The sequence below is a fragment of the Sphingosinicellaceae bacterium genome (assembly GCA_019285715.1).
Taxonomy (GTDB): domain Bacteria; phylum Pseudomonadota; class Alphaproteobacteria; order Sphingomonadales; family Sphingomonadaceae; genus Glacieibacterium.
Genome location: CP079108.1, coordinates 3,645,338 through 3,662,620 on the forward strand (window position 1 = coordinate 3,645,338; position 17,283 = coordinate 3,662,620).

Sequence of the window (17,283 nt, forward strand, 5' to 3'; positions counted from 1 at the left end):
CCTCATTTTTCATCGACGCAATTAGGCGGCGACGGTGTTGCTGCGGCGACGGGCGGCGAAGCCGACCATCATGAAGCCGCCAACCATCAGCGCCCACGACGCGGGCTCCGGCACTGCGCTGACCGACAGGTTGTCGATCTCGAAGGCGCGGTCGGTCGACGTGAAGTTGATCGACTTGATCTGGTCCGACGCCAGGAAGTTGAACGTGTAGCGGCCGGCAGCGAGGCTCCCGCCACTACCAAGCGCAGTCGTGCCGTTCAGGCCGACCGCACTCAGCGTGTTGTAGCTGTCCGGCGTGCCCCAGTCGAAGGAGATGCTCGTGATGAAATTGCTCGACGTGTAGGTGGCGGTGCCGGTCTTGGCACCCTCGATCGGCACGGCGAGGAACGGCGAGGCGTTCGGGCCGGTGGCGACGTTGTGGATGCTCGTCATGAACAGGCTGTACGAACCCGAGAAGCCCGGAGCGGTGCCGTTATTGAAGTCGATAACGGTGGTCGCGGCGTTCGCTGATGCGGCTGCGAAAAGAGCGGTGGCGGCGAAGGCGATGTTCTTCAATTTCATTCCGAAACGCTCCCGAAACAACACCTTACGAGCGGTGTAGCCTAACATTAAGCAAGGATTGGGCCAAGTTCAAAAAGCACGGAAATCCGCCATCTCTACGCTTTGGTAACCATTATAGTGTAAAACTTACCGACACTTTATGTCGAACCGGATCACCCGGCCTCGTCGGCGAATATGCCGGCGTCGCCCCGCTCCCGCCGCCGCGCTGCCTCGCCCGCGCTCTGCGGTTTTACGAACACCGCCGAGATCTCGGGATGGGCGGCGCGCAGGCAGGCCTCGAGTGCCTTCACCGCAGTTTCGATCTCGGGCGTCCGCAAGCTGTCGATGAAATCAACGCTCAGCGTCACCACGACCTGGTCGGGGGCGAGCTGGATCGTCGCGACGCCGTTGGCATGCTCGACACCGGGGATCGTCGAGGCGAGTTCGAGGATCGCGGCGCTCAGGGCCGGGTCGGCGCGCTCGCCGAGCAGCAGCGCCTTCGATTCGCGCCCTAGGATCAGCGCGACGATACCGAGGATTGCGCCGATGACGATGCTGGCGACGCCGTCCCAGCGCGGATCGCCGGTGACCAGCGCCAGCCCGACACCGGCGGCGGCGACAAGGATGCCCGCCAGTGCCGCGGAGTCCTCGAACAGCACCATGAATGTCGCTGGGTCCTTGGACGACCGGAACGCCTGCCACCAGCTCTGCTCGCCCTGGGCGCGCCGGAACGCCCGCAGCGCGATCATCCACGAAATGCCCTCGAAGACGAACGCCGCGCCCAGCACCGCGAAGACGATCCCCGGGCGCTCGATCGAATTCGGGTTCTGGAGATGGTGGATGCCCTCGTAGATCGACACCCCGGCACCACCCGCGAAGATCAGCAGGGCGACGACGAACGACCAGAAGTACAGCTCGCGGCCATGGCCGAGCGGCAGTTCGGCATCGGGCGGCAATGCGGCGCGGTGGAGTCCGTACAGGAGCAGGACCTCGTTGCCGGTGTCGACCAGCGAATGCACCGCCTCGCTGAGCAGCGCCGACGAGCCGGTGACCGCGGCGGCGACGAACTTGGTGACGGCGATCGCAAGGTTGCCGATCAATGCGGCGACGACGACCAGCTTCGATTCCTGCGCCACGCATTCTCCCGACGACCTGCAAAGGCTGGGCGCGACGGCCCGGCTGTGACATGAACCGCCACTGTGACACTGAACGCCATCATGACCGATAGGGCACCATCCGAAGACGCCGGCGCAGCGATGGCGCGGATCGGCGGTGCCGCGCGCGCCGCCGCCGCGACACTGGCGCGCCTGCCGACCGCGACCAAGGCCGCTGCCGTGCGCGCCGCCGCCGCCGCTTTTCGGGAGCAGTCGCCGGCCATCCTCGCCGCCAACGCCGCGGACATGGACGCGGCGGTCCACCTGTCGCCCGCGCTGCGTGACCGCTTGCTGCTGACTGCCGAGCGCATCGAGTCGATGGCCGACGGTCTCGACGCCGTCGCCGGGCTCGACGATCCCGTCGGACGGGTTATCGAGACCTGGGAGCGACCGAACGGGCTACAGTTCGAGCGCGTCCGCGTGCCGCTCGGCGTCATCGGCATCATCTACGAGAGCCGCCCCGGGGTCACCGCCGACGCCGGGGCGCTGTGCCTGATGGCGGGCAACGCCTGCATCCTGCGCGGCGGGTCGGAGGCGGCACGCTCCAACGCCGCGATCCACGGCGCGATGGTCGGGGCGCTGGCCGCGACGGGACTACCTGAGGACGCCGTCCAGCTGATCGCCGGCACCGACCGGGCGATGGTCGGCGCGATGCTGGCGGCGCACGGGTTGATCGACGTGATCATCCCGCGCGGCGGCAAGGGCCTTGTCGCGCGCGTCCAGGCCGAGGCGCGGGTGCCGGTGCTCGCGCACCTCGACGGCATCAACCACGTCTACGTCGACGCTGCCGCCGACCCCGCCAAGGCAGTCGCGCTGGTGGTCAACTCCAAGCTGCGCCGCGTCAGCGTCTGCGGCGCGATGGAGACGCTGCTAATCGACTGCGACTATGCAGGCGGACGCGCGATGGTCGCGGCGCTGCTCGACGCCGGCTGCGCGCTGAGGGGCGACCCGGTTGCTCAGGCATTCGACCCGAGGGTGAGCGCCGCGACCACCGCCGACTTCGACACCGAATGGCTCGACTCGGTCGCCAGCGTCGCGGTCGTCGACGGCGTTGCGGGCGCGGTCGCGCACATCGCGGCGCATGGCTCGCACCATACCGACGCGGTCGTCACCGAGGACGCCGGGGTCGCCGCACGCTTCCTCGCCGAGGTCGACTCGGCGATCGTGCTGCACAACGCCTCGACGCAATTTGCGGACGGCGCCGAATTCGGGTTCGGGGCCGAGATCGGCATCGCGACGGGCCGCCTCCACGCCCGCGGCCCGGTGGCGCTGGAGGGGCTGACGACGTATAAGACCGTCGTGCGCGGCAACGGACAGGTGCGGGCGTGACGGCGAAGCGGGATATTCGGGACGAGGACTGGGTCGACGACCTGCCGGTGCCGCCATGGGTGCGCCCGCTGTCCCTCGATGAGCAGGCCGCGCTGATCAAGGAAGCGCAGGACGAGTTCGATCGCGGGGAAGGCATTCCACACGACGAGGCGATGCGGATCATCGATGCGATGCTGGCTAAATACCACTAGATGCGAATACCAAGCTGGTCGCCCCGTTCGCTGGACGACCTGCGCCGAATTCAGGACTATTTCGATGCGATCGACGAAGATCTTTCGGAACGCATAATCCGGTCGATCCGCAGCACTACTAACCGCTTGATCGATCACCCACGCTCAGGATTGCCCATCGGTGACAGCGGTTTTCGAAAGCTGATCGTGCCGCGTTACTCGTATGTCATCATATACCGGGTTATTGGAGACGACACGCTCGTGTTTCGTGTCCGTCACATGGCCGAGGACTGGCACCCCGCTTGACCCGCATCGGCCTCCTCGGCGGCTCCTTCAACCCGGCCCACGCCGGGCACCGCCGCATCAGCGTCGGGGCACTCGATCGGCTCGGACTGGATGAGCTTTGGTGGCTGGTCAGCCCGCAGAACCCGCTCAAGACTGCCGACGGCATGGCACCGCTGGCGGCGCGACTCGCGTCGGCGAGGGCGGCGGCGCGGCATCCGCGGATCCGGGTGATGGCGGTCGAGGACGAACTCGGCACGCGTTTCACCGTCGATACCGTCGCGGCACTGCAGCAGCGGCACCCGCGCCACCGCTTCATCTGGTTGATGGGGGCCGACAATCTCGGCCAACTGAACCGGTGGCGCGACTGGCGTGTTCTGGCCCGGCGCGTGCCGATTGCCGTTTTCGCCCGTCCGGGGTATAGCCTTAACGGTCTCGGTGCGCCGGCAATGGCGTGGTTGAGGCGATGGCGGCGGTCACCTGCGACCGCGCGCGACTGGACGAGGTGGACGCTGCCCGCGATCGTGATGCTCGAACTCAGGCTAGACCGCCATTCGGCGACGCAGCTTCGCGCATCGGATCCGGATTGGGCAACGCGCTCTCCTACCCCCTCATGAGGACTTCGATTTGGCACTGACCCCCGCCGCCGCGCTCCGCGCCGTGGCTCCCGTGAACGACGCTGAAGTGACGGCGCTGCACGACCTGATTCTCAAGTCGCTGGACGACGACCAGGCGGTCGAGGTCGTGACGATCCCGCTCGCCGGCAAGACCAGCATCGCCGACCACATGGTCATCGCCAGCGGCCGCTCGAGCCGCCAGGTCGCGTCGATGGCCAGCAAAATTGCTGAGCGCATCAAGACCGACCTCCACCGCAGCGTCCGCATCGAGGGGCTACCGACCGCCGACTGGGTGCTGATCGACGCGCAGGACGTCGTCGTCCACCTGTTCCGCCCGGAGGTCCGGCACTTCTACAACCTCGAGAAGATGTGGACCTTCGACGGCCCGTCCGGCTCGACCAGCGAACGCCGCGCGCCGCCCAAGGTCGCCAAGGATCTGGTCGTCGAGGACGATGCGCCGTTCGACACCGCGCCCGAAGGCGTCGAGGCCGACTATCCGATCGACGAACTGCCGATCGACGATTTCGAAGACGACACCCGCGACGCCTGAGCGTCGTGCGGCTCCACGTCATCGCGCGCGGGCGGATCGGGCGCGGCCCCGAGGCCGAACTGGTCGCCCGCTACCTGAAGCGTATGACGTGGCCGACGAACTTTACCGAGCTTGGCGAGACGGGTCCGTTGCCGGAGGCCGTGCCGCAGTCGCGGACCGTGGTGCTCGACGAGCGCGGCCCGGCGCTCACGTCGAAAGCGCTCGCCGAGAAGTTGGCGGCGTGGCGTGATGACGGGGTGCGCGAGGCGCGTTTCCTGATCGGGGGCGCGGACGGGCATGACGCGGCGACTCGCGACGGGGCGGACCTGCTACTCAGCTTCGGCCCGGCGACATGGCCGCACCTGCTGGTGCGCGCGATGCTGGCGGAGCAGCTGTACCGCGCGACGTCGCTGCTGGCGGGGCATCCTTATCACCGCGAGGGGTGAGGCTCGCGGTTAGAGGCTCGCGGAGCCGCTCGCACCCACCCCCAACCCCTCCCTTGAAAGGGAGGGGAGCAGCAAGCGCAGGAGGATTCCCCTCCCCTTCAGGGGAGGGGTTAGGGGTGGGTACTTTCTAGCCTCGCCCTACCCGACGTCCCGCAAAAAGCTCAGCAGGTCCGCCGTCACCCGGTCCTTGTGCGTCGCCAGCAGCCCGTGCGGCGCCCCGTCGTACTCGACCAGCTTCGCCCCCGGGATGCCGCGCGCTGCAGCCCGCGCGGTCGCATCGATCGGCACGGTCTTGTCGCCGGTGCCGTGGAGGATCAGCGTCGGCACCGTGAAGCTCGCGAGGTCGGGGCGGAAGTCGGTCTTGCCGAACGCATCGACGCAGTCGAGCGTGCCCTTGAGCCCCGCCTGCAGTGCCGACGCGACCGACCACGCGATGACCTCATCGCTGACCGGGCTGCTGATCAGCCCCGCGCCGTAGAACGACTTCATGAAGCCCGCCAGGAACTTGGGCCGGTCGGCCTTGATGCCGTCCTTGATTTTTTCCAGCTCCTCGCCCGGCACGCCGTCGGGGTTGTCGTTGGTCTTGAGCACGTACGGTACCACCGACGACACCAGCACGGCGGCGCGGGCCTGGCCGGGATTGCGCGTCAGGAAGCGCGCGACCTCGCCGCCGCCCATCGAGAAACCAACCAGCGCCGGCTCCTCCGCCTCGGTCGCCTCGATCACCGCTGCAAGGTCGTCGGCCAGCGTGTCGTAGTCATAGCCGTCCCACGGCTGCTCCGACCGCCCGAAGCCGCGCCGGTCATAGGCGATGACCCGGTAGCCGGCGTGGGCCAGCCCGAGCGCCTGGTCGTCCCAGCTGTCGGCATTGAGCGGCCAGCCGTGGATCAACACCACCGGCGGACCCTCGCCCCACTCCTTGATGTACAGCTCGATGCCGTCGCTGCCTTCGACGTAGGGCATGGTATTCTCTCCGGTTAGTGAACTGGGCCAACGCCTGCGCTGTGCCGCGTATCCGCGTCATTCGTGCCATGGCGCGTTCAGGCTGCCGCGACTATGTTGCGCTTCGACCCTGGGCTGCGGTTCGGCCCCGGCTCCGAAGGAGTACGCGTCATGTCGAAGGCCTGGAGGATCGCGCTGCCCTTGGTGGCGCTGGCGCTGCTGCCCGCGTCGGCGGCGGTGCAGCCCCCCGCCGGTCCCGACGATAACGACACGTACAAGCAGCTCGACACGCTGATGGACGTCTTCAAGCGCGTCCGCACCGACTATGTCGACAAAACTACCGACAAGGCGCTGATCGAGGGTGCGATCAACGGCATGCTGGCCAGCCTCGACCCGCACTCGAGCTACCTCGACGCCCGCGACTTCGCCAACATGCGCCAGACTACCGACGGCGAGTACGGCGGCCTCGGCCTCACAGTTTCCACCGAGGAAGGTGCGGTCAAGGTCATCGCCCCGACCGACGACACTCCGGCAGCGCGCGCCGGCATCAAGGCCGGCGACTTCATCACCCACTTGAACGGCGAACTCCTGTACGGCGTCAGCCTGAGCGACGCGGTCGACAAGATGCGCGGCGCGCCCGGCACGACGATCAAGATCACCGTCGTCCGCGAAGGCGCGACCAAGCCGCTCGAGTTCACCCTCAAGCGCGAGGTCATCCAGATCAAGCCGGTCAAGATGGAGGTCCGCGGCACCGTCGGCGTGATCCGCATCTCGGCGTTCAACAAGAAGACCGGCGCCGACACGCGCGCCGCCGTCACCGACGTCGAGAAGCAGCTCGGGTCGAAGCTCAGCGGCTTCATCGTCGACCTGCGCTCGAACCCCGGTGGCCTGCTCGACCAGGCGATCGAGGTCAGCGACGTCTTCCTCGATCACGGCGAGATCGTCTCGCAGCGCGGCCGCACCAAGGCCGACATCCAGCGCTATTACGCCCACGCCGGCGACCTGACCGAGGGGCGGCCGGTGGTCGTTCTCGTCGACGAGGGCTCGGCCTCGGCGTCGGAGATCGTCGCGGGCGCGCTGCAGGACCACCGCCGCGCGCTGATCCTGGGCGCGCGCACCTTCGGCAAGGGCAGCGTCCAGACGCTGATCCCGCTCTCCCCCGACACCGGGCTGCGCCTGACCACGGCGCGTTACTTCACCCCCGCCGGCCGGTCGGTCCAGGAAGGCGGCATCGAGCCCGACATCGCCGTGCCCCAGCTCAGCGACGCCACCGTCCGCGACCGCCCCGCCCGCCTGCGCGAAGCCGACCTGCGGCGGCACCTGGTCAACGAGATCAAGACCCCCGACGACAAACTGATCGAGGCCGACGACAAGCCCGACCCGCGTTTTGTGGCAACGGCGGACGGGCTGAAGAAGGCGGGGGTGACGGACTACCAGTTGGATTATGCGACGAAGCTGGTGACCCGGCTTGGCGCGAGCCCGCCGGTGTTGAGCGCCAGCGCGGGGTAGCGGCGAGGCGCGGAGTAGCGCTGGGATCTTGTCATTCCCGCGCAGGCGGGAACCCATGAACACGAACTGTCGAGTTCAGTTGCACATGCGTGTTCATGGGTCCCCGCCTGCGCGGGGATGACAACGGCCTCAGCGCGCCACCTCGATCACCGCTTCCGACACCCAGCCCTTAGTGCCGAGTTCGTCCTCGACCTCCCAGAAGCCGACCGACTTGTTGCCGGTGGGGTACAGGATCGCGCCGGGGTCGAGCGACTTGATCACCCGGCCCTTGACCGAGGCCGTCGCGAACATCCGGCCCGGGCGCTTCATCGACACCGCCTTCTGCTCGGCGGGGCCGGCGATGGTCTGCGCCATGCCCTGGATATCGTTGACCATCTTGGCATAGGCATCGAGGTAGGCGAGCGCGACGACCTGGCCGATCTCGGTGTCCTGGTAGGTGCTGGCACCGCCGGCGGCGAGGAAGCCGCCGGTGAAGAATCCGCCGCCGCCGCCGAAGCCGACGTCGGTCTTCTTGGCCTGGCCCTCGGCGACATACTCCTCGGACGTCTTGTTGTTGATCGTGTTGAGGACGACGTTCGCGACGCGCTTCTTGACGTTGATGCCGCCGAGCAGCGCCCCGCCGATGCCGGGCACGAAGCCGCCCAGCAGCCCGCCGATGTTGGTACCGCCGCGGTTGCCGTTCGCCGTGACGATGTCGGGGATGACCGTGAAGTCGGCCTCGACCATCTGGCCCTTGCCGACGACGCCGCCGCGGCGCAGTTCGCCGCCGCCGGCGAGGTCGCGCTCGCGCTGCATCGCCTCCATCCCGCGCGCCGAGCGGTTGACCAGGCGGAAGCACTTTGACTGCTGGACGTAGACCCGGATCAGCGCTTCCGGCGAGCCGAGGCCGAGGCCGCCCCACCAGTTGGTCTCGGGCAGCGATACCGCCAGCGTGCCGAGCGGCCGCGGGCATTGCGGCAGCGTAGCCTGCACCGCGCCGCGCTGCTTTTCGATCGAGCCACGCCGGCCCGCTTCGATCTGTGCCGTTGCGGGGAATGCCCCGCCGAGCATTGCTGCCGTCGCGACTGCCGCGCCGAGCCGATAACCCAATGAAACCTTAGCCACCTGTACGCCTCCCTGAACGTTGCCGTTCCATAACGTGGTGCCCAAGGCTTTTCCAGCCGAGGTTTCACCGATGATGCGACGCTGCTAGACGATAACCGATGATGACCGACACCGATACGCTGAACGAATTCCGTGCGGCGGGAGCCTTGCTGGAGGGGCATTTCATCCTGTCCTCCGGGCTCCGCTCGGGGCGCTACCTGCAGTGCGCGCGGGTGCTGATGGACCCGGCGCGCGCCGCCCGGCTTGTCGCGGCGCTGGTTGCCAAGCTGCCGCCGGAAGCGCGCAACGTCGGCGCGGTCGTCGCCCCGGCGATGGGCGGCGTCATCGTCGGCTACGAGGTCGCGCGCCAGCTCGGGTGCCCGTCGATGTTCGTCGAGCGGCCCGGCGGCACCTTCGAGCTCCGCCGCGGCTTCACGCTGACGCCCGGCCAGACCGTGCTGATGGTCGAGGACGTTGTCACCACCGGGCTCAGCTCGCGCGAGGCGATCGCCGCGATCGAGGCCGCCGGAGGCCGCGTCATCGCGGGCGCTTGCCTCGTCGACCGTTCCAACGGCAAGGCCGATATCGGCGTGCCCCTCACCTCCCTCATAGCGCTCGACGTGCCGACCTACAGCGCCGACGCGCTGCCGCCGGAGCTCGCGGCGATTCCCGCGGTGAAGCCGGGAAGCCGGGCGGCGTGAAAGCCCTGGTCGCACTGGCAGCCCTGGCGCTGGCCACGGTCACGCAGGCCGCGCCGTCGGAGCAGGCCGACCCGGCAATCGCCCGTGCTTTGCTCGAGCGGCATCTCCCGGACATTGAGGCGAGCTCCGATGCGCCGGATGCGGCGCCACCGCTCGCGAAGTCGCCAGTGATGATGCCGGCCGGTTTTCCAGGCGTTGTCGCGGTTAGCAGTGCCAGCGACGGCGTAATCCAATCCAACGGCAAGCTCCCCAACGCACCACCGCCGAACGCAATCTGGCGCTGGGCCTCGGTGACCAAGCAGGTCGTCGCGGTCCTGGTCATGCAGGAGGTCGAGAAGGGCCGCATCGACCTCGACGCCCCGGCAACCAAGTATCTGCCCAAGGTCGCCCTGCCCGGTGGCGACACGGTCACCGTGCGCCGCCTGCTCAACCACACCTCGGGGCTGTTCGACCCGGAGGATGGGCCGAAGAACGCCGCCGGAGTGCCGCTCACCTACCTGCGCTCGTCGCCGAAGCCCGCGCCCGGCCTCGACCCGCAGTGCCTCAAGCCGTCGGGCCGCGCCGTCGGCGAGGGCTTTCGCTACAACAACTGCGATTATCTGGTCCTCGACGCGCTGCTCGAAGCGGTCACCGGCAAGCCCTTCGCGATGCTGGTCGCGGAGCGCATCGCCGAGCCCCTCGGCCTGAAGTCGCTGCGCGTCCTCCAACCCGGCGAAAAGGACGACATCGTCGCCGTCGACGACAAGGGCGCGACCGATACCGACATCGACCCCGGCCGCTACGGCGCCGCCGCCAACCTCGCCGGGACCGCCGTCGACCTGCTGACGTTCGACCGCGCGCTGATCGACGGGAAGCTGCTCGGCAAGGCCGCGACCGCCGAGATGTGGCAGGGCGACCCGAAGGCCGGATATGCGGCGCTCGGCGTCTGGTCGTACCCGGTCAAGCTCAAGGGCTGCACCACCCCGCAACACGTCGTCGAGCGGCGCGGGCAGGTCGGCAATGTCCAGGTCCGCAACCTGATCGCGCCCGAGCGCGGCATCGCCGTCGTCGCCTTTGCCGCCTCGAGCGTCCCCGATTTCGGCGAGCCGTGGCAAGGCAAGGGCCTGACCTACGAACTTCTGAGTGCAGCTTTATGCCCCTCCGCCTAGGCGTCAACATCGACCACGTCGCGACCATCCGCAACGCGCGCGGCGGGCGGCATCCCGACCCGGTCCGCGCCGCGATCGTCGCCGCTGCGGCCGGAGCCGACGGTATCACCGCACACCTGCGTGAGGACCGCCGCCACATCACCGATACCGACATCGACCGGCTGATGGCCGAGATCGACCTGCCGCTGAACCTCGAGATGGCCGCGACCGAGGAAATGCTCGGCATTGCGCTGGCCCACCGCCCGCACGCCGCCTGCATCGTCCCCGAACGCCGCGAGGAGCGCACCACCGAGGGCGGGCTCGACGCCGCCGGACAGCACAACACGCTCGCGCCGTTTGTCGCGCGCCTCAAGGACGCCGGCGTCCGCGTCAGCCTGTTCGTGGCCCCCGACCTGCACCAGCTCGACGCCGCCGCCCGCCTCGGCGCTCCGGTCGTCGAGCTGCACACCGGGCCCTACGCCCACGGGTCGGGCGACGCCGAGCTCGAGCGCCTGAAAAAGGCTGCCGAGCACGCCGCCGGGCTGGGCCTCGAGGTTCACGCCGGGCACGGGCTGACCTTCGACAATGTCGGACCGGTCGCCGCGATCCGCACGCTCGCCGAGCTCAACATCGGGCATTTCCTGATCGGCGAGGCCGTGTTCACCGGTCTCGACCACGCGATCCGGACCATGCGCGCGGCGATGGACGCGGCCCAATGATCCCCTCCCCTTCAGGGGAGGGGCGCGGAGAGACGGCGCATCTTCGCGCCAGCCCCGGGGGTGGGCACTTCGCTCCGATGTCGACTGCCGGTGCGCGCGCGGAAGCACCCACCCCGGGGCCGGCTGCGCCGTCTCTCCGACCCTCCCCTGAAGGGGAGGGTGAGGCATGATGGTCCTCGGGCTCGGCAACGACCTGTGCAACATCGAGCGCATCCAGTCGTCGCTCGACCGCTTCGGGCAGCGCTTTATCGACCGCATCTTCACACCGCTCGAGCAGGCTCGCGCGGAGCGTCGCCCGCTGACCCGCACCGGCACCTACGCCAAGCGCTTCGCCGCCAAGGAGGCCTGTGCCAAGGCGCTCGGCACGGGCTTTCGGCAAGGCGTGTTCTTCCGCGACATGGGCGTCGTCAACCTGCCGAGCGGTGCACCAACCCTGACGCTGACCGGCGGTGCGGCGGAGCGGCTGGCGTTTCTCACGCCGCCGGGGCATAGCGCGCTAATACACCTGACCCTTACCGACGATCATCCCTGGGCACAGGCGATCGTCCTGATCACGGCGAGCAAGGCATGACGGATACTGTGATGGCGACCAAGCCGGCCGAGAAGAAGACCAACTGGGCCCACGAGGCCTGGCAGTTGTTCCTGCTCGCGCTCGTCGTGCTGGGCATCCACAGCCTCGTCGCCAAGCCGTTCTACATCCCCAGCGGATCGATGGAATCGACGCTGCTTGTTGGCGACCAATTGATCGTGTCGAAGTTTCCCTATGGCTACAGCTACCTGTCGCCGAGCATCCCCTTCGTCGGGCCGGTCCTTCCGGAAATGCAGGGCCGGCTGTTCGCGCATTTGCCGCAGCGCGCCGACATCGTCGTGGTCAAGTCACCGGTCACCCACGACGACTGGATCAAGCGCGTCATCGGGCTCCCCGGCGACACCGTCGAGATGCGCAACGGCGTCCTGTGGCTCAACGGCGCCGCCGTCCCCAAGCGCCCCGAGGCCCCGGCTGAAATGATCGTCTCGCCCAACACACCGTGCGACGGGCCGTCGTCCCAGTACCTCACCGTTCGCCCCGACGGCGTCTCGGTATGCCGGGTGCCACGCTTCCGCGAGACCATCGACGGGCGCAGCTACGATGTCCTCGACCTCGGCCATACCGAGCAGGACGACTATCCCGCGACCATCGTGCCCGAGGGCCACATCTTCCTGATGGGCGACAACCGCGACAACTCCGAGGACAGCCGCTTCCCGTCGAACGTCGGGCTGGGCATGTTGCCGATCGAGAACCTCGTCGGGCGGGCCGAGTTCATCACCTACTCGGTCGACGGCTCGTGGTCGCTCGACCCGCGGACCTGGTTCTCGGCACTGCGCGGTGGCCGGGCCTTCAGCAGCCTGCACCCGAGCGCCGGCAAGTAGGCACGAAAAAGGCCCGGGACTCGCGCTGAGTCCCGGGCCTCTTCGTTCCCCGTTCGAGCGGGCTTAGCAGCGACCGTCGCGCTCGATGGCGTTGCCGGCGACAGCGCCGAGGCCGGCTCCCGCTACAGTCCCGATGCCGCGGTTGTAGCGGTGGCTGACGCTGTTGCCGATCAGGCCGCCGGCGATCGCGCCGAGAACCGCGCCGCTGCCATCAGTGCGGCACCGATAGCCGCGATCATAGCCGCGGCGATACCCGTAGCCGCCGCTGTAGGCACCGTAGACCACCGGGTAGCCGCCACCGTAATAGCCACCGTCGTAGTAAGGATCGCCGTAGCCGTAGCCATAACCGTAAGCGGGCACGACGTAGACCCGAGGACGATAATAACCTCGACCGTAATAGCCGCCGCGGTAGCCGTAGCCGCCGGCGTAATAGCCGCGGCCACCGTAATAGCTGCCGCGGTAGCCACCGTAGCCGCCGCGATAACCTCCGCCACCGCCGTGGTAACCGCCACCGCCGCCGCCATGATAGCCGCCGCCACCGTGGTAACCGCCGCCACCGTGCCCGCCGCGATCGGCAAGGGCGGGGGTTGCCGCCAGTGTCGCGAGACTCGCGACCGCGATCAAAATCGCTTTCATCGACGCTCTCCTTTAAGCATACTGCCCAGCCTTGCCGGGTACCTCACCGGTATCGCAGTGACGGCGTTAACGCGCTCTGAACCGGAACATTCGTGGTCCTTCGCGCATTGTTTCGTAGGCTATTCAATATTCAAGGGTGATCGCTCATGCGTCTTCTAAGCTCGTTGGTCCTCGCTGCAGTCGCGACGACTTCACTGGCCGTAACCCCCGCCGAGGCCCGCCGCCACGACAACCGCTATTATGACGGCAACCGCTATTACTCGAGCTACGACGACTGCATGCGGCGTCGCAGCCGGGCCGCCAAGCGCGGCACGGTGATCGGCGCGGTCGGTGCCGGTGCCGGTGCTGCCGTGCTCGGCGGCAACCTCGGCGAGTCGCTTCTCGGTGCGGGTGTCGGCGCTGTCGCCGGTAACGCCATCGGTCGCGGCAGCGAGAAGCGCTGCTACCGCCGCCGCTAGAGGTTCGTCACCCTCCCCTCCCTAATCGGGAGGGGAGCCGGACCTAGCGCCGCGGCTTCTTCCGCCCGGCATCGTCCTCGAACAGGCTCGCGAGCTGATCGATGATCGTGCCGCCGAGCTGTTCGGCATCCATGATCGTCACCGCCCGCGCGTAGTAGCGCGTCACGTCGTGGCCGATGCCGATAGCGACCAATCCGACCGGTGAGCGCCCCTCGATCCAGCCGATGACCTGCCGCAGGTGGCGCTCCAGGTAGCTGCCGGTGTTGACCGACAGCGTCGAGTCGTCGACCGGTGCGCCGTCGGAGATCACCATCAGGATGCGGCGATCCTCGGGCCGCGCCAGCAGCCGGGCGTGCGCCCACAACAGCGCCTCGCCGTCGATGTTTTCCTTCAGCAGCCCCTCGCGCATCATCAGCCCGAGGTTCTTGCGCGCCCGCCGCCACGGCGCATCGGCCGCCTTGTAGATGATGTGGCGCAGGTCGTTCAGCCGCCCCGGTTTGCCCGGGCGTCCCGCTGCCAGCCACGCTTCACGACTTTGACCACCTTTCCAGGCGCGCGTGGTGAAGCCCAGGATCTCGGTCTTGACCGCGCAGCGCTCCAGCGTCCGCGCCATGATGTCGGCGCAGATCGCCGCGATCGAGATCGGTCGCCCGCGCATCGAGCCCGAGTTGTCGATCAGCAGCGTCACGACGGTGTCGCGAAACTTGGTATCGCGCTCGATCTTGTAGCTCAGCGCGTGCATCGGATTGGTGATGATCCGCCCGAGCCGCGCGGCGTCGAGCAGCCCCTCCTCCTGGTCGAAGTCCCAGGCCCGGTTCTGCTGCGCCATCAGGCGGCGCTGGAGCCGGTTGGCGAGCTTGGTCACCGCGCCCTGCAGGTGGACGAGTTGCTGGTCGAGGTACGACCGCAGCCGGGTAAGTTCTTCCGGGTCGCACAGCTCCTCGGCCCCGACGATCTCGTCGTACTTGGTGGTGTAGGAAATATAGTCGAAGTCCGGCGGCAGGTCGGCAATCGGCGTGTTCGGCCGCCAGGGCGTCATGCCCTCACGCCCCTCCTCGCCCATCTCGGCCTCGGACACCATGTCGGTGTCCATGTCGACCTGCTGCGACTCGCCGTCCTCGGACGCCTCGTCGGACTGCTCGGCGCGGGTCTCGACGGACTGGTCGGCGGAGGCCCCGGCGTCGTCCTGGTCGTCGCCGTCGTCGGCGGGAGCGTCGGCGTCCTCGGGGTCGCCCTCCTCGCCATCCTCGCTGTCGGGCTCGGCGTCCGGGTCGGTCCCGAGGCCGAGGTCGCTGATCACCCGGCGCAGTGCGAGGCCGAACGCCGACTGGTCGTCGATATTGCCGAGCAGCGTATCGAGGTTTGCCCCCGCCCGCGCCTCGATATCGGTCCGCACCAGACTGATCGCCGTCGCCGCCGCGCGCGGGATCGCCGCCCCGGTCAGCCGCTCGCGCACCAGCAGGCCGAGCGCCGTCGCCATCGGCACTTCGTCCGCCGACCGCGCCCGCACGATCGGATCGGTCTTGACCCGCGCCTCGGTCATCCGGTCGAGATTGACCGCGACGCCGAGCATCTCCGACGACCCGATGGCCTCGATCCGCGCCTGCTCGACCGCGTTGAAAATGTCGCGCCCGATCCCCGCCTCGGGCTGGTCCACGGCATGCAGCTTGGCGTCATGGTGGCGCTTCCTCAGCGCGAACGCGTCCGCCCAACCGCGCACCTCCGCAACCTGGTCCGCGGGCATGGCCCGCCCCGGCTGCGGCACCCGCGCCTGATCCCCGAAACACGACGGCTTGTCGGCGGTGTACGCGAGCTCGAAGTCCGGCTCATGCCCAAGCGCCCGCAACGTCGCGGCGAGCGCGATGCGGAAGTCCTCGAGCGGATTGTCAGGCTGGGCCATCGCGCCGCGAAGCCTAGCGCTTGCCCTTGACCGCGACTGATTCCGGCAGGTCCTCGCCGAACACCCGCTGGTAGTATTCCGCCACGATCGACCGCTCGGCCTCATCGCACTTGTTGAGGAAGCTCAACCGGAACGCGAAGCCGACGTTCTTGAAGATCGTCGCGTTCTGGGCCCAGGTCAGGACCGTACGCGGGCTCATCACGGTCGAGATGTCGCCCGACATGAAGCCCTGGCGGGTCATGTCGGCAACCTTGACCATGTTGGCGACCTGCTTGCGCCCCGCCTCGGTATCGAAGCCCGGAGCCTTGGCGACGACGATCTGGCTCTCGACCGCGGGGGCGAGGTAGTTGAGCGTCGTGACGACGTTCCAGCGGTCCATCTGGCCCTGGTTGATCTGCTGGGTGCCGTGATACAACCCAGTGGTGTCGCCGAGGCCGACAGTGTTGGCGGTGGCGAACAGCCGGAACCACGGGTTCGGGCGGATGACGCGGTTCTGGTCGAGCAGGGTTAGCTTGCCCTCAACCTCGAGCACGCGCTGGATGACGAACATCACGTCCGGGCGGCCGGCGTCGTACTCATCGAAGACCAGTGCAGTCGGGGTCTGCAGCGCCCACGGCAGCAGGCCCTCGCGGAACTCGGTGACCTGCTTGCCCTCGCGCAGCACGATCGCGTCCTTGCCGACGAGGTCGATGCGGCTGATGTGGCTGTCGAGGTTGATACGGATGCACGGCCATTTCAGGCGCGCCGCGACCTGCTCGATATGGGTCGACTTGCCGGTACCGTGGAAGCCCTGGACCATGACCCGGCGGTTGAAGGCAAAGCCCGCGAGGATCGCCAGCGTCGTGTCCGGGTCAAAGACATAGTTTGGATCGAGGTCGGGCACGCGCTCGTCGGCGATGGAGAACGCCGGCACCGTCATGTCGACGTCGACCCCGAAGACGCTGCGTGCGTCGATGGTGATATCGGGCGCGTCCATCGCGGTGGTCGCGTGGTCGTGGGTATCCGGCGTGTCGGAATCGGCGTTGAGTACGGTGGCCAACTCAGGCTCCCTGTGATCGTGACGAACGTTGCAATCGAGGCGTCAACGGGCGGTTTTTGGGTCAGCCCGGAAGGCTGCGGCGGACTTCAGGTGCGTATAGGCTTGAACCACGTCCTGCAACTTTCGTTCGTGGCTGCGGTCGCCGCCGTTACTATCGGGATGGAAACGCCTGACCAACGCTTTATAGGCCCGTTTTATCGTCGCAAGTGTCGCCGACGCGTCGAGCTCCAACGTCTTCAAGGCCTTGACGTCAACCTCGGCGAGCACCGTACCGGCATTGGTACGGCGACCGGCGAAGGCGTCCTGCCCGAACTTGCCGTGAAGCGCGTTCAGCGGGTCGTTGAACTTGTAGCCGTTGACGTCGTGGACGACGTGCGCCCAGCCGGCCAGCGGCGACTGCGCCTCGCTGATCTCGTCCGGCGCCATGCCGTCGAAGAAGTTGTAGCCGGCGTTGAACTGGCGGACATGGTCGAGGCATAGCCACTGCCAGCCGCCGACATGACCGGCGACGCGGTTCGAGGCGGGTGCGCGGAACTCGGCTTCGGTGGTGCAGCCCGGATGCGCGCAAGGGGTCGGCTGCGGCAGCTCGACGCGGCCATGAAAGCGCGCGCGGCGCGGCGGGGAATGATCCTGGTCCAAGGGAACTCGCGTTGGGTGTCGGACGTCGGCATATAGGCGGTCATCAGCCGCCA

At 68.1% G+C, this 17,283-nt stretch carries 21 protein-coding genes; 13 read left to right on the forward strand and 8 right to left on the reverse strand.

Annotated elements, in window-relative coordinates:
- Positions 1–21 precede the first annotated feature (21 nt).
- Both KX816_16780 and KX816_16785 read right to left on the reverse strand, forming a co-directional pair.
- Positions 22–561, reverse strand: a complete 540-nt coding sequence (locus tag KX816_16780; GenBank protein QXQ05848.1) for a PEPxxWA-CTERM sorting domain-containing protein — start codon at positions 559–561, stop codon at positions 22–24.
- Positions 562–713: 152 nt separating this feature from the next.
- Positions 714–1,676 carry a cation diffusion facilitator family transporter gene (locus tag KX816_16785; protein QXQ05849.1) on the reverse strand — a complete coding sequence of 321 codons (963 nt, stop codon included), beginning with the start codon at positions 1,674–1,676 and terminating at the stop codon, positions 714–716.
- An 81-nt stretch (positions 1,677–1,757) separates the two neighbouring features.
- Between KX816_16785 and KX816_16790 the strand changes: the two genes are divergently transcribed.
- From KX816_16790 to KX816_16815, 6 genes are read left to right on the forward strand one after another with little or no spacing between them, the layout of a single operon-like run.
- On the forward strand, positions 1,758–3,023 hold the full coding sequence (locus KX816_16790) for a glutamate-5-semialdehyde dehydrogenase (protein QXQ05850.1): 1,266 nt from the start codon (positions 1,758–1,760) through the stop codon (positions 3,021–3,023).
- The gene (locus KX816_16795; protein QXQ05851.1) at positions 3,020–3,214 is read left to right on the forward strand and encodes a hypothetical protein; all 195 of its coding nucleotides are present in this window, start codon (positions 3,020–3,022) and stop codon (positions 3,212–3,214) included. Before KX816_16790 ends, KX816_16795 begins: the two co-directional genes overlap by 4 nt.
- Positions 3,215–3,499 carry a type II toxin-antitoxin system RelE/ParE family toxin gene (locus tag KX816_16800; GenBank protein ID QXQ05852.1) on the forward strand — a complete coding sequence of 95 codons (285 nt, stop codon included), beginning with the start codon at positions 3,215–3,217 and terminating at the stop codon, positions 3,497–3,499.
- Positions 3,496–4,092 carry a nicotinate-nucleotide adenylyltransferase gene (locus tag KX816_16805; protein QXQ05853.1) on the forward strand — a complete coding sequence of 199 codons (597 nt, stop codon included), beginning with the start codon at positions 3,496–3,498 and terminating at the stop codon, positions 4,090–4,092. Before KX816_16800 ends, KX816_16805 begins: the two co-directional genes overlap by 4 nt.
- A gap of 43 nt (positions 4,093–4,135) precedes the next feature.
- Positions 4,136–4,642 (forward strand): ribosome silencing factor, encoded by a 507-nt coding sequence (gene rsfS / locus KX816_16810; protein ID QXQ08633.1) that lies wholly within the window; start codon positions 4,136–4,138, stop codon positions 4,640–4,642.
- Between the two features lie 5 nt (positions 4,643–4,647).
- On the forward strand, positions 4,648–5,067 hold the full coding sequence (locus tag KX816_16815) for a 23S rRNA (pseudouridine(1915)-N(3))-methyltransferase RlmH (GenBank protein ID QXQ05854.1): 420 nt from the start codon (positions 4,648–4,650) through the stop codon (positions 5,065–5,067).
- 138 nt (positions 5,068–5,205) lie between these two features.
- Here the strand turns inward: KX816_16815 and KX816_16820 are convergent, their stop codons facing one another.
- A complete protein-coding gene (locus KX816_16820) occupies positions 5,206–6,030 on the reverse strand; it encodes an alpha/beta hydrolase (protein QXQ05855.1) in 825 nt (274 codons plus the stop codon).
- A gap of 150 nt (positions 6,031–6,180) precedes the next feature.
- Between KX816_16820 and KX816_16825 the strand changes: the two genes are divergently transcribed.
- Positions 6,181–7,518, forward strand: a complete 1,338-nt coding sequence (locus KX816_16825) for a S41 family peptidase (GenBank protein QXQ05856.1) — start codon at positions 6,181–6,183, stop codon at positions 7,516–7,518.
- A gap of 129 nt (positions 7,519–7,647) precedes the next feature.
- Here the strand turns inward: KX816_16825 and KX816_16830 are convergent, their stop codons facing one another.
- Entirely contained in the window at positions 7,648–8,622 is a 975-nt protein-coding gene (locus KX816_16830; GenBank protein QXQ05857.1) for a penicillin-binding protein activator LpoB, read from the reverse strand.
- 101 nt (positions 8,623–8,723) lie between these two features.
- Between KX816_16830 and pyrE the strand changes: the two genes are divergently transcribed.
- The 5 genes from pyrE to lepB all read left to right on the forward strand — a co-directional run bounded on the left by pyrE (position 8,724) and on the right by lepB (position 12,558).
- Complete coding sequence (gene pyrE, locus KX816_16835) at positions 8,724–9,302, forward strand: orotate phosphoribosyltransferase (protein ID QXQ08634.1); 579 nt, start codon at positions 8,724–8,726, stop codon at positions 9,300–9,302.
- Positions 9,299–10,450 (forward strand): beta-lactamase family protein, encoded by a 1,152-nt coding sequence (locus tag KX816_16840; protein ID QXQ05858.1) that lies wholly within the window; start codon positions 9,299–9,301, stop codon positions 10,448–10,450. The genes pyrE and KX816_16840 overlap by 4 nt, the downstream gene beginning before the upstream one ends.
- Entirely contained in the window at positions 10,435–11,148 is a 714-nt protein-coding gene (locus tag KX816_16845) for a pyridoxine 5'-phosphate synthase (GenBank protein ID QXQ05859.1), read from the forward strand. The genes KX816_16840 and KX816_16845 overlap by 16 nt, the downstream gene beginning before the upstream one ends.
- 169 nt (positions 11,149–11,317) lie before the next feature.
- Positions 11,318–11,719: a holo-ACP synthase gene (gene acpS / locus KX816_16850; GenBank protein ID QXQ08635.1), complete on the forward strand. Its 402-nt coding sequence runs from the start codon at positions 11,318–11,320 to the stop codon at positions 11,717–11,719.
- The gene (gene lepB / locus KX816_16855; GenBank protein ID QXQ05860.1) at positions 11,716–12,558 is read left to right on the forward strand and encodes a signal peptidase I; all 843 of its coding nucleotides are present in this window, start codon (positions 11,716–11,718) and stop codon (positions 12,556–12,558) included. Before acpS ends, lepB begins: the two co-directional genes overlap by 4 nt.
- 63 nt (positions 12,559–12,621) lie before the next feature.
- Here the strand turns inward: lepB and KX816_16860 are convergent, their stop codons facing one another.
- Positions 12,622–13,194 carry a glycine zipper 2TM domain-containing protein gene (locus KX816_16860; GenBank protein ID QXQ05861.1) on the reverse strand — a complete coding sequence of 191 codons (573 nt, stop codon included), beginning with the start codon at positions 13,192–13,194 and terminating at the stop codon, positions 12,622–12,624.
- A 146-nt stretch (positions 13,195–13,340) separates the two neighbouring features.
- On the opposite strand from KX816_16860, the gene KX816_16865 reads away from it, so the two are divergent.
- Positions 13,341–13,652, forward strand: a complete 312-nt coding sequence (locus KX816_16865; GenBank protein QXQ05862.1) for a hypothetical protein — start codon at positions 13,341–13,343, stop codon at positions 13,650–13,652.
- Between the two features lie 43 nt (positions 13,653–13,695).
- Here KX816_16865 and cobT read toward each other — a convergent pair whose 3' ends face one another.
- From cobT to KX816_16880, 3 genes are all read right to left on the reverse strand, one after another.
- On the reverse strand, positions 13,696–15,552 hold the full coding sequence (gene cobT / locus KX816_16870; GenBank protein QXQ05863.1) for a cobaltochelatase subunit CobT: 1,857 nt from the start codon (positions 15,550–15,552) through the stop codon (positions 13,696–13,698).
- A gap of 13 nt (positions 15,553–15,565) precedes the next feature.
- Entirely contained in the window at positions 15,566–16,528 is a 963-nt protein-coding gene (gene cobS / locus KX816_16875) for a cobaltochelatase subunit CobS (protein ID QXQ08636.1), read from the reverse strand.
- Between the two features lie 105 nt (positions 16,529–16,633).
- Positions 16,634–17,230 carry a J domain-containing protein gene (locus KX816_16880; GenBank protein QXQ05864.1) on the reverse strand — a complete coding sequence of 199 codons (597 nt, stop codon included), beginning with the start codon at positions 17,228–17,230 and terminating at the stop codon, positions 16,634–16,636.
- Positions 17,231–17,283 lie beyond the last annotated feature (53 nt).

Coding starts and splice junctions, on each gene's coding strand:
- KX816_16825 (QXQ05856.1), top strand. CDS start 6,181: ATGTCGAAGGCCTGGAGGATCGCGCTGCCCTTGGTGGCGCTGGCGCTG.
- KX816_16860 (QXQ05861.1), bottom strand. CDS start 13,194: ATGAAAGCGATTTTGATCGCGGTCGCGAGTCTCGCGACACTGGCGGCA.
- acpS (QXQ08635.1), top strand. CDS start 11,318: ATGGTCCTCGGGCTCGGCAACGACCTGTGCAACATCGAGCGCATCCAG.
- cobT (QXQ05863.1), bottom strand. CDS start 15,552: ATGGCCCAGCCTGACAATCCGCTCGAGGACTTCCGCATCGCGCTCGCC.
- lepB (QXQ05860.1), top strand. CDS start 11,716: ATGACGGATACTGTGATGGCGACCAAGCCGGCCGAGAAGAAGACCAAC.
- KX816_16865 (QXQ05862.1), top strand. CDS start 13,341: ATGCGTCTTCTAAGCTCGTTGGTCCTCGCTGCAGTCGCGACGACTTCA.
- KX816_16790 (QXQ05850.1), top strand. CDS start 1,758: ATGACCGATAGGGCACCATCCGAAGACGCCGGCGCAGCGATGGCGCGG.
- KX816_16820 (QXQ05855.1), bottom strand. CDS start 6,030: ATGCCCTACGTCGAAGGCAGCGACGGCATCGAGCTGTACATCAAGGAG.
- pyrE (QXQ08634.1), top strand. CDS start 8,724: ATGACCGACACCGATACGCTGAACGAATTCCGTGCGGCGGGAGCCTTG.
- KX816_16845 (QXQ05859.1), top strand. CDS start 10,435: ATGCCCCTCCGCCTAGGCGTCAACATCGACCACGTCGCGACCATCCGC.
- KX816_16800 (QXQ05852.1), top strand. CDS start 3,215: ATGCGAATACCAAGCTGGTCGCCCCGTTCGCTGGACGACCTGCGCCGA.
- KX816_16780 (QXQ05848.1), bottom strand. CDS start 561: ATGAAATTGAAGAACATCGCCTTCGCCGCCACCGCTCTTTTCGCAGCC.
- cobS (QXQ08636.1), bottom strand. CDS start 16,528: ATGGACGCGCCCGATATCACCATCGACGCACGCAGCGTCTTCGGGGTC.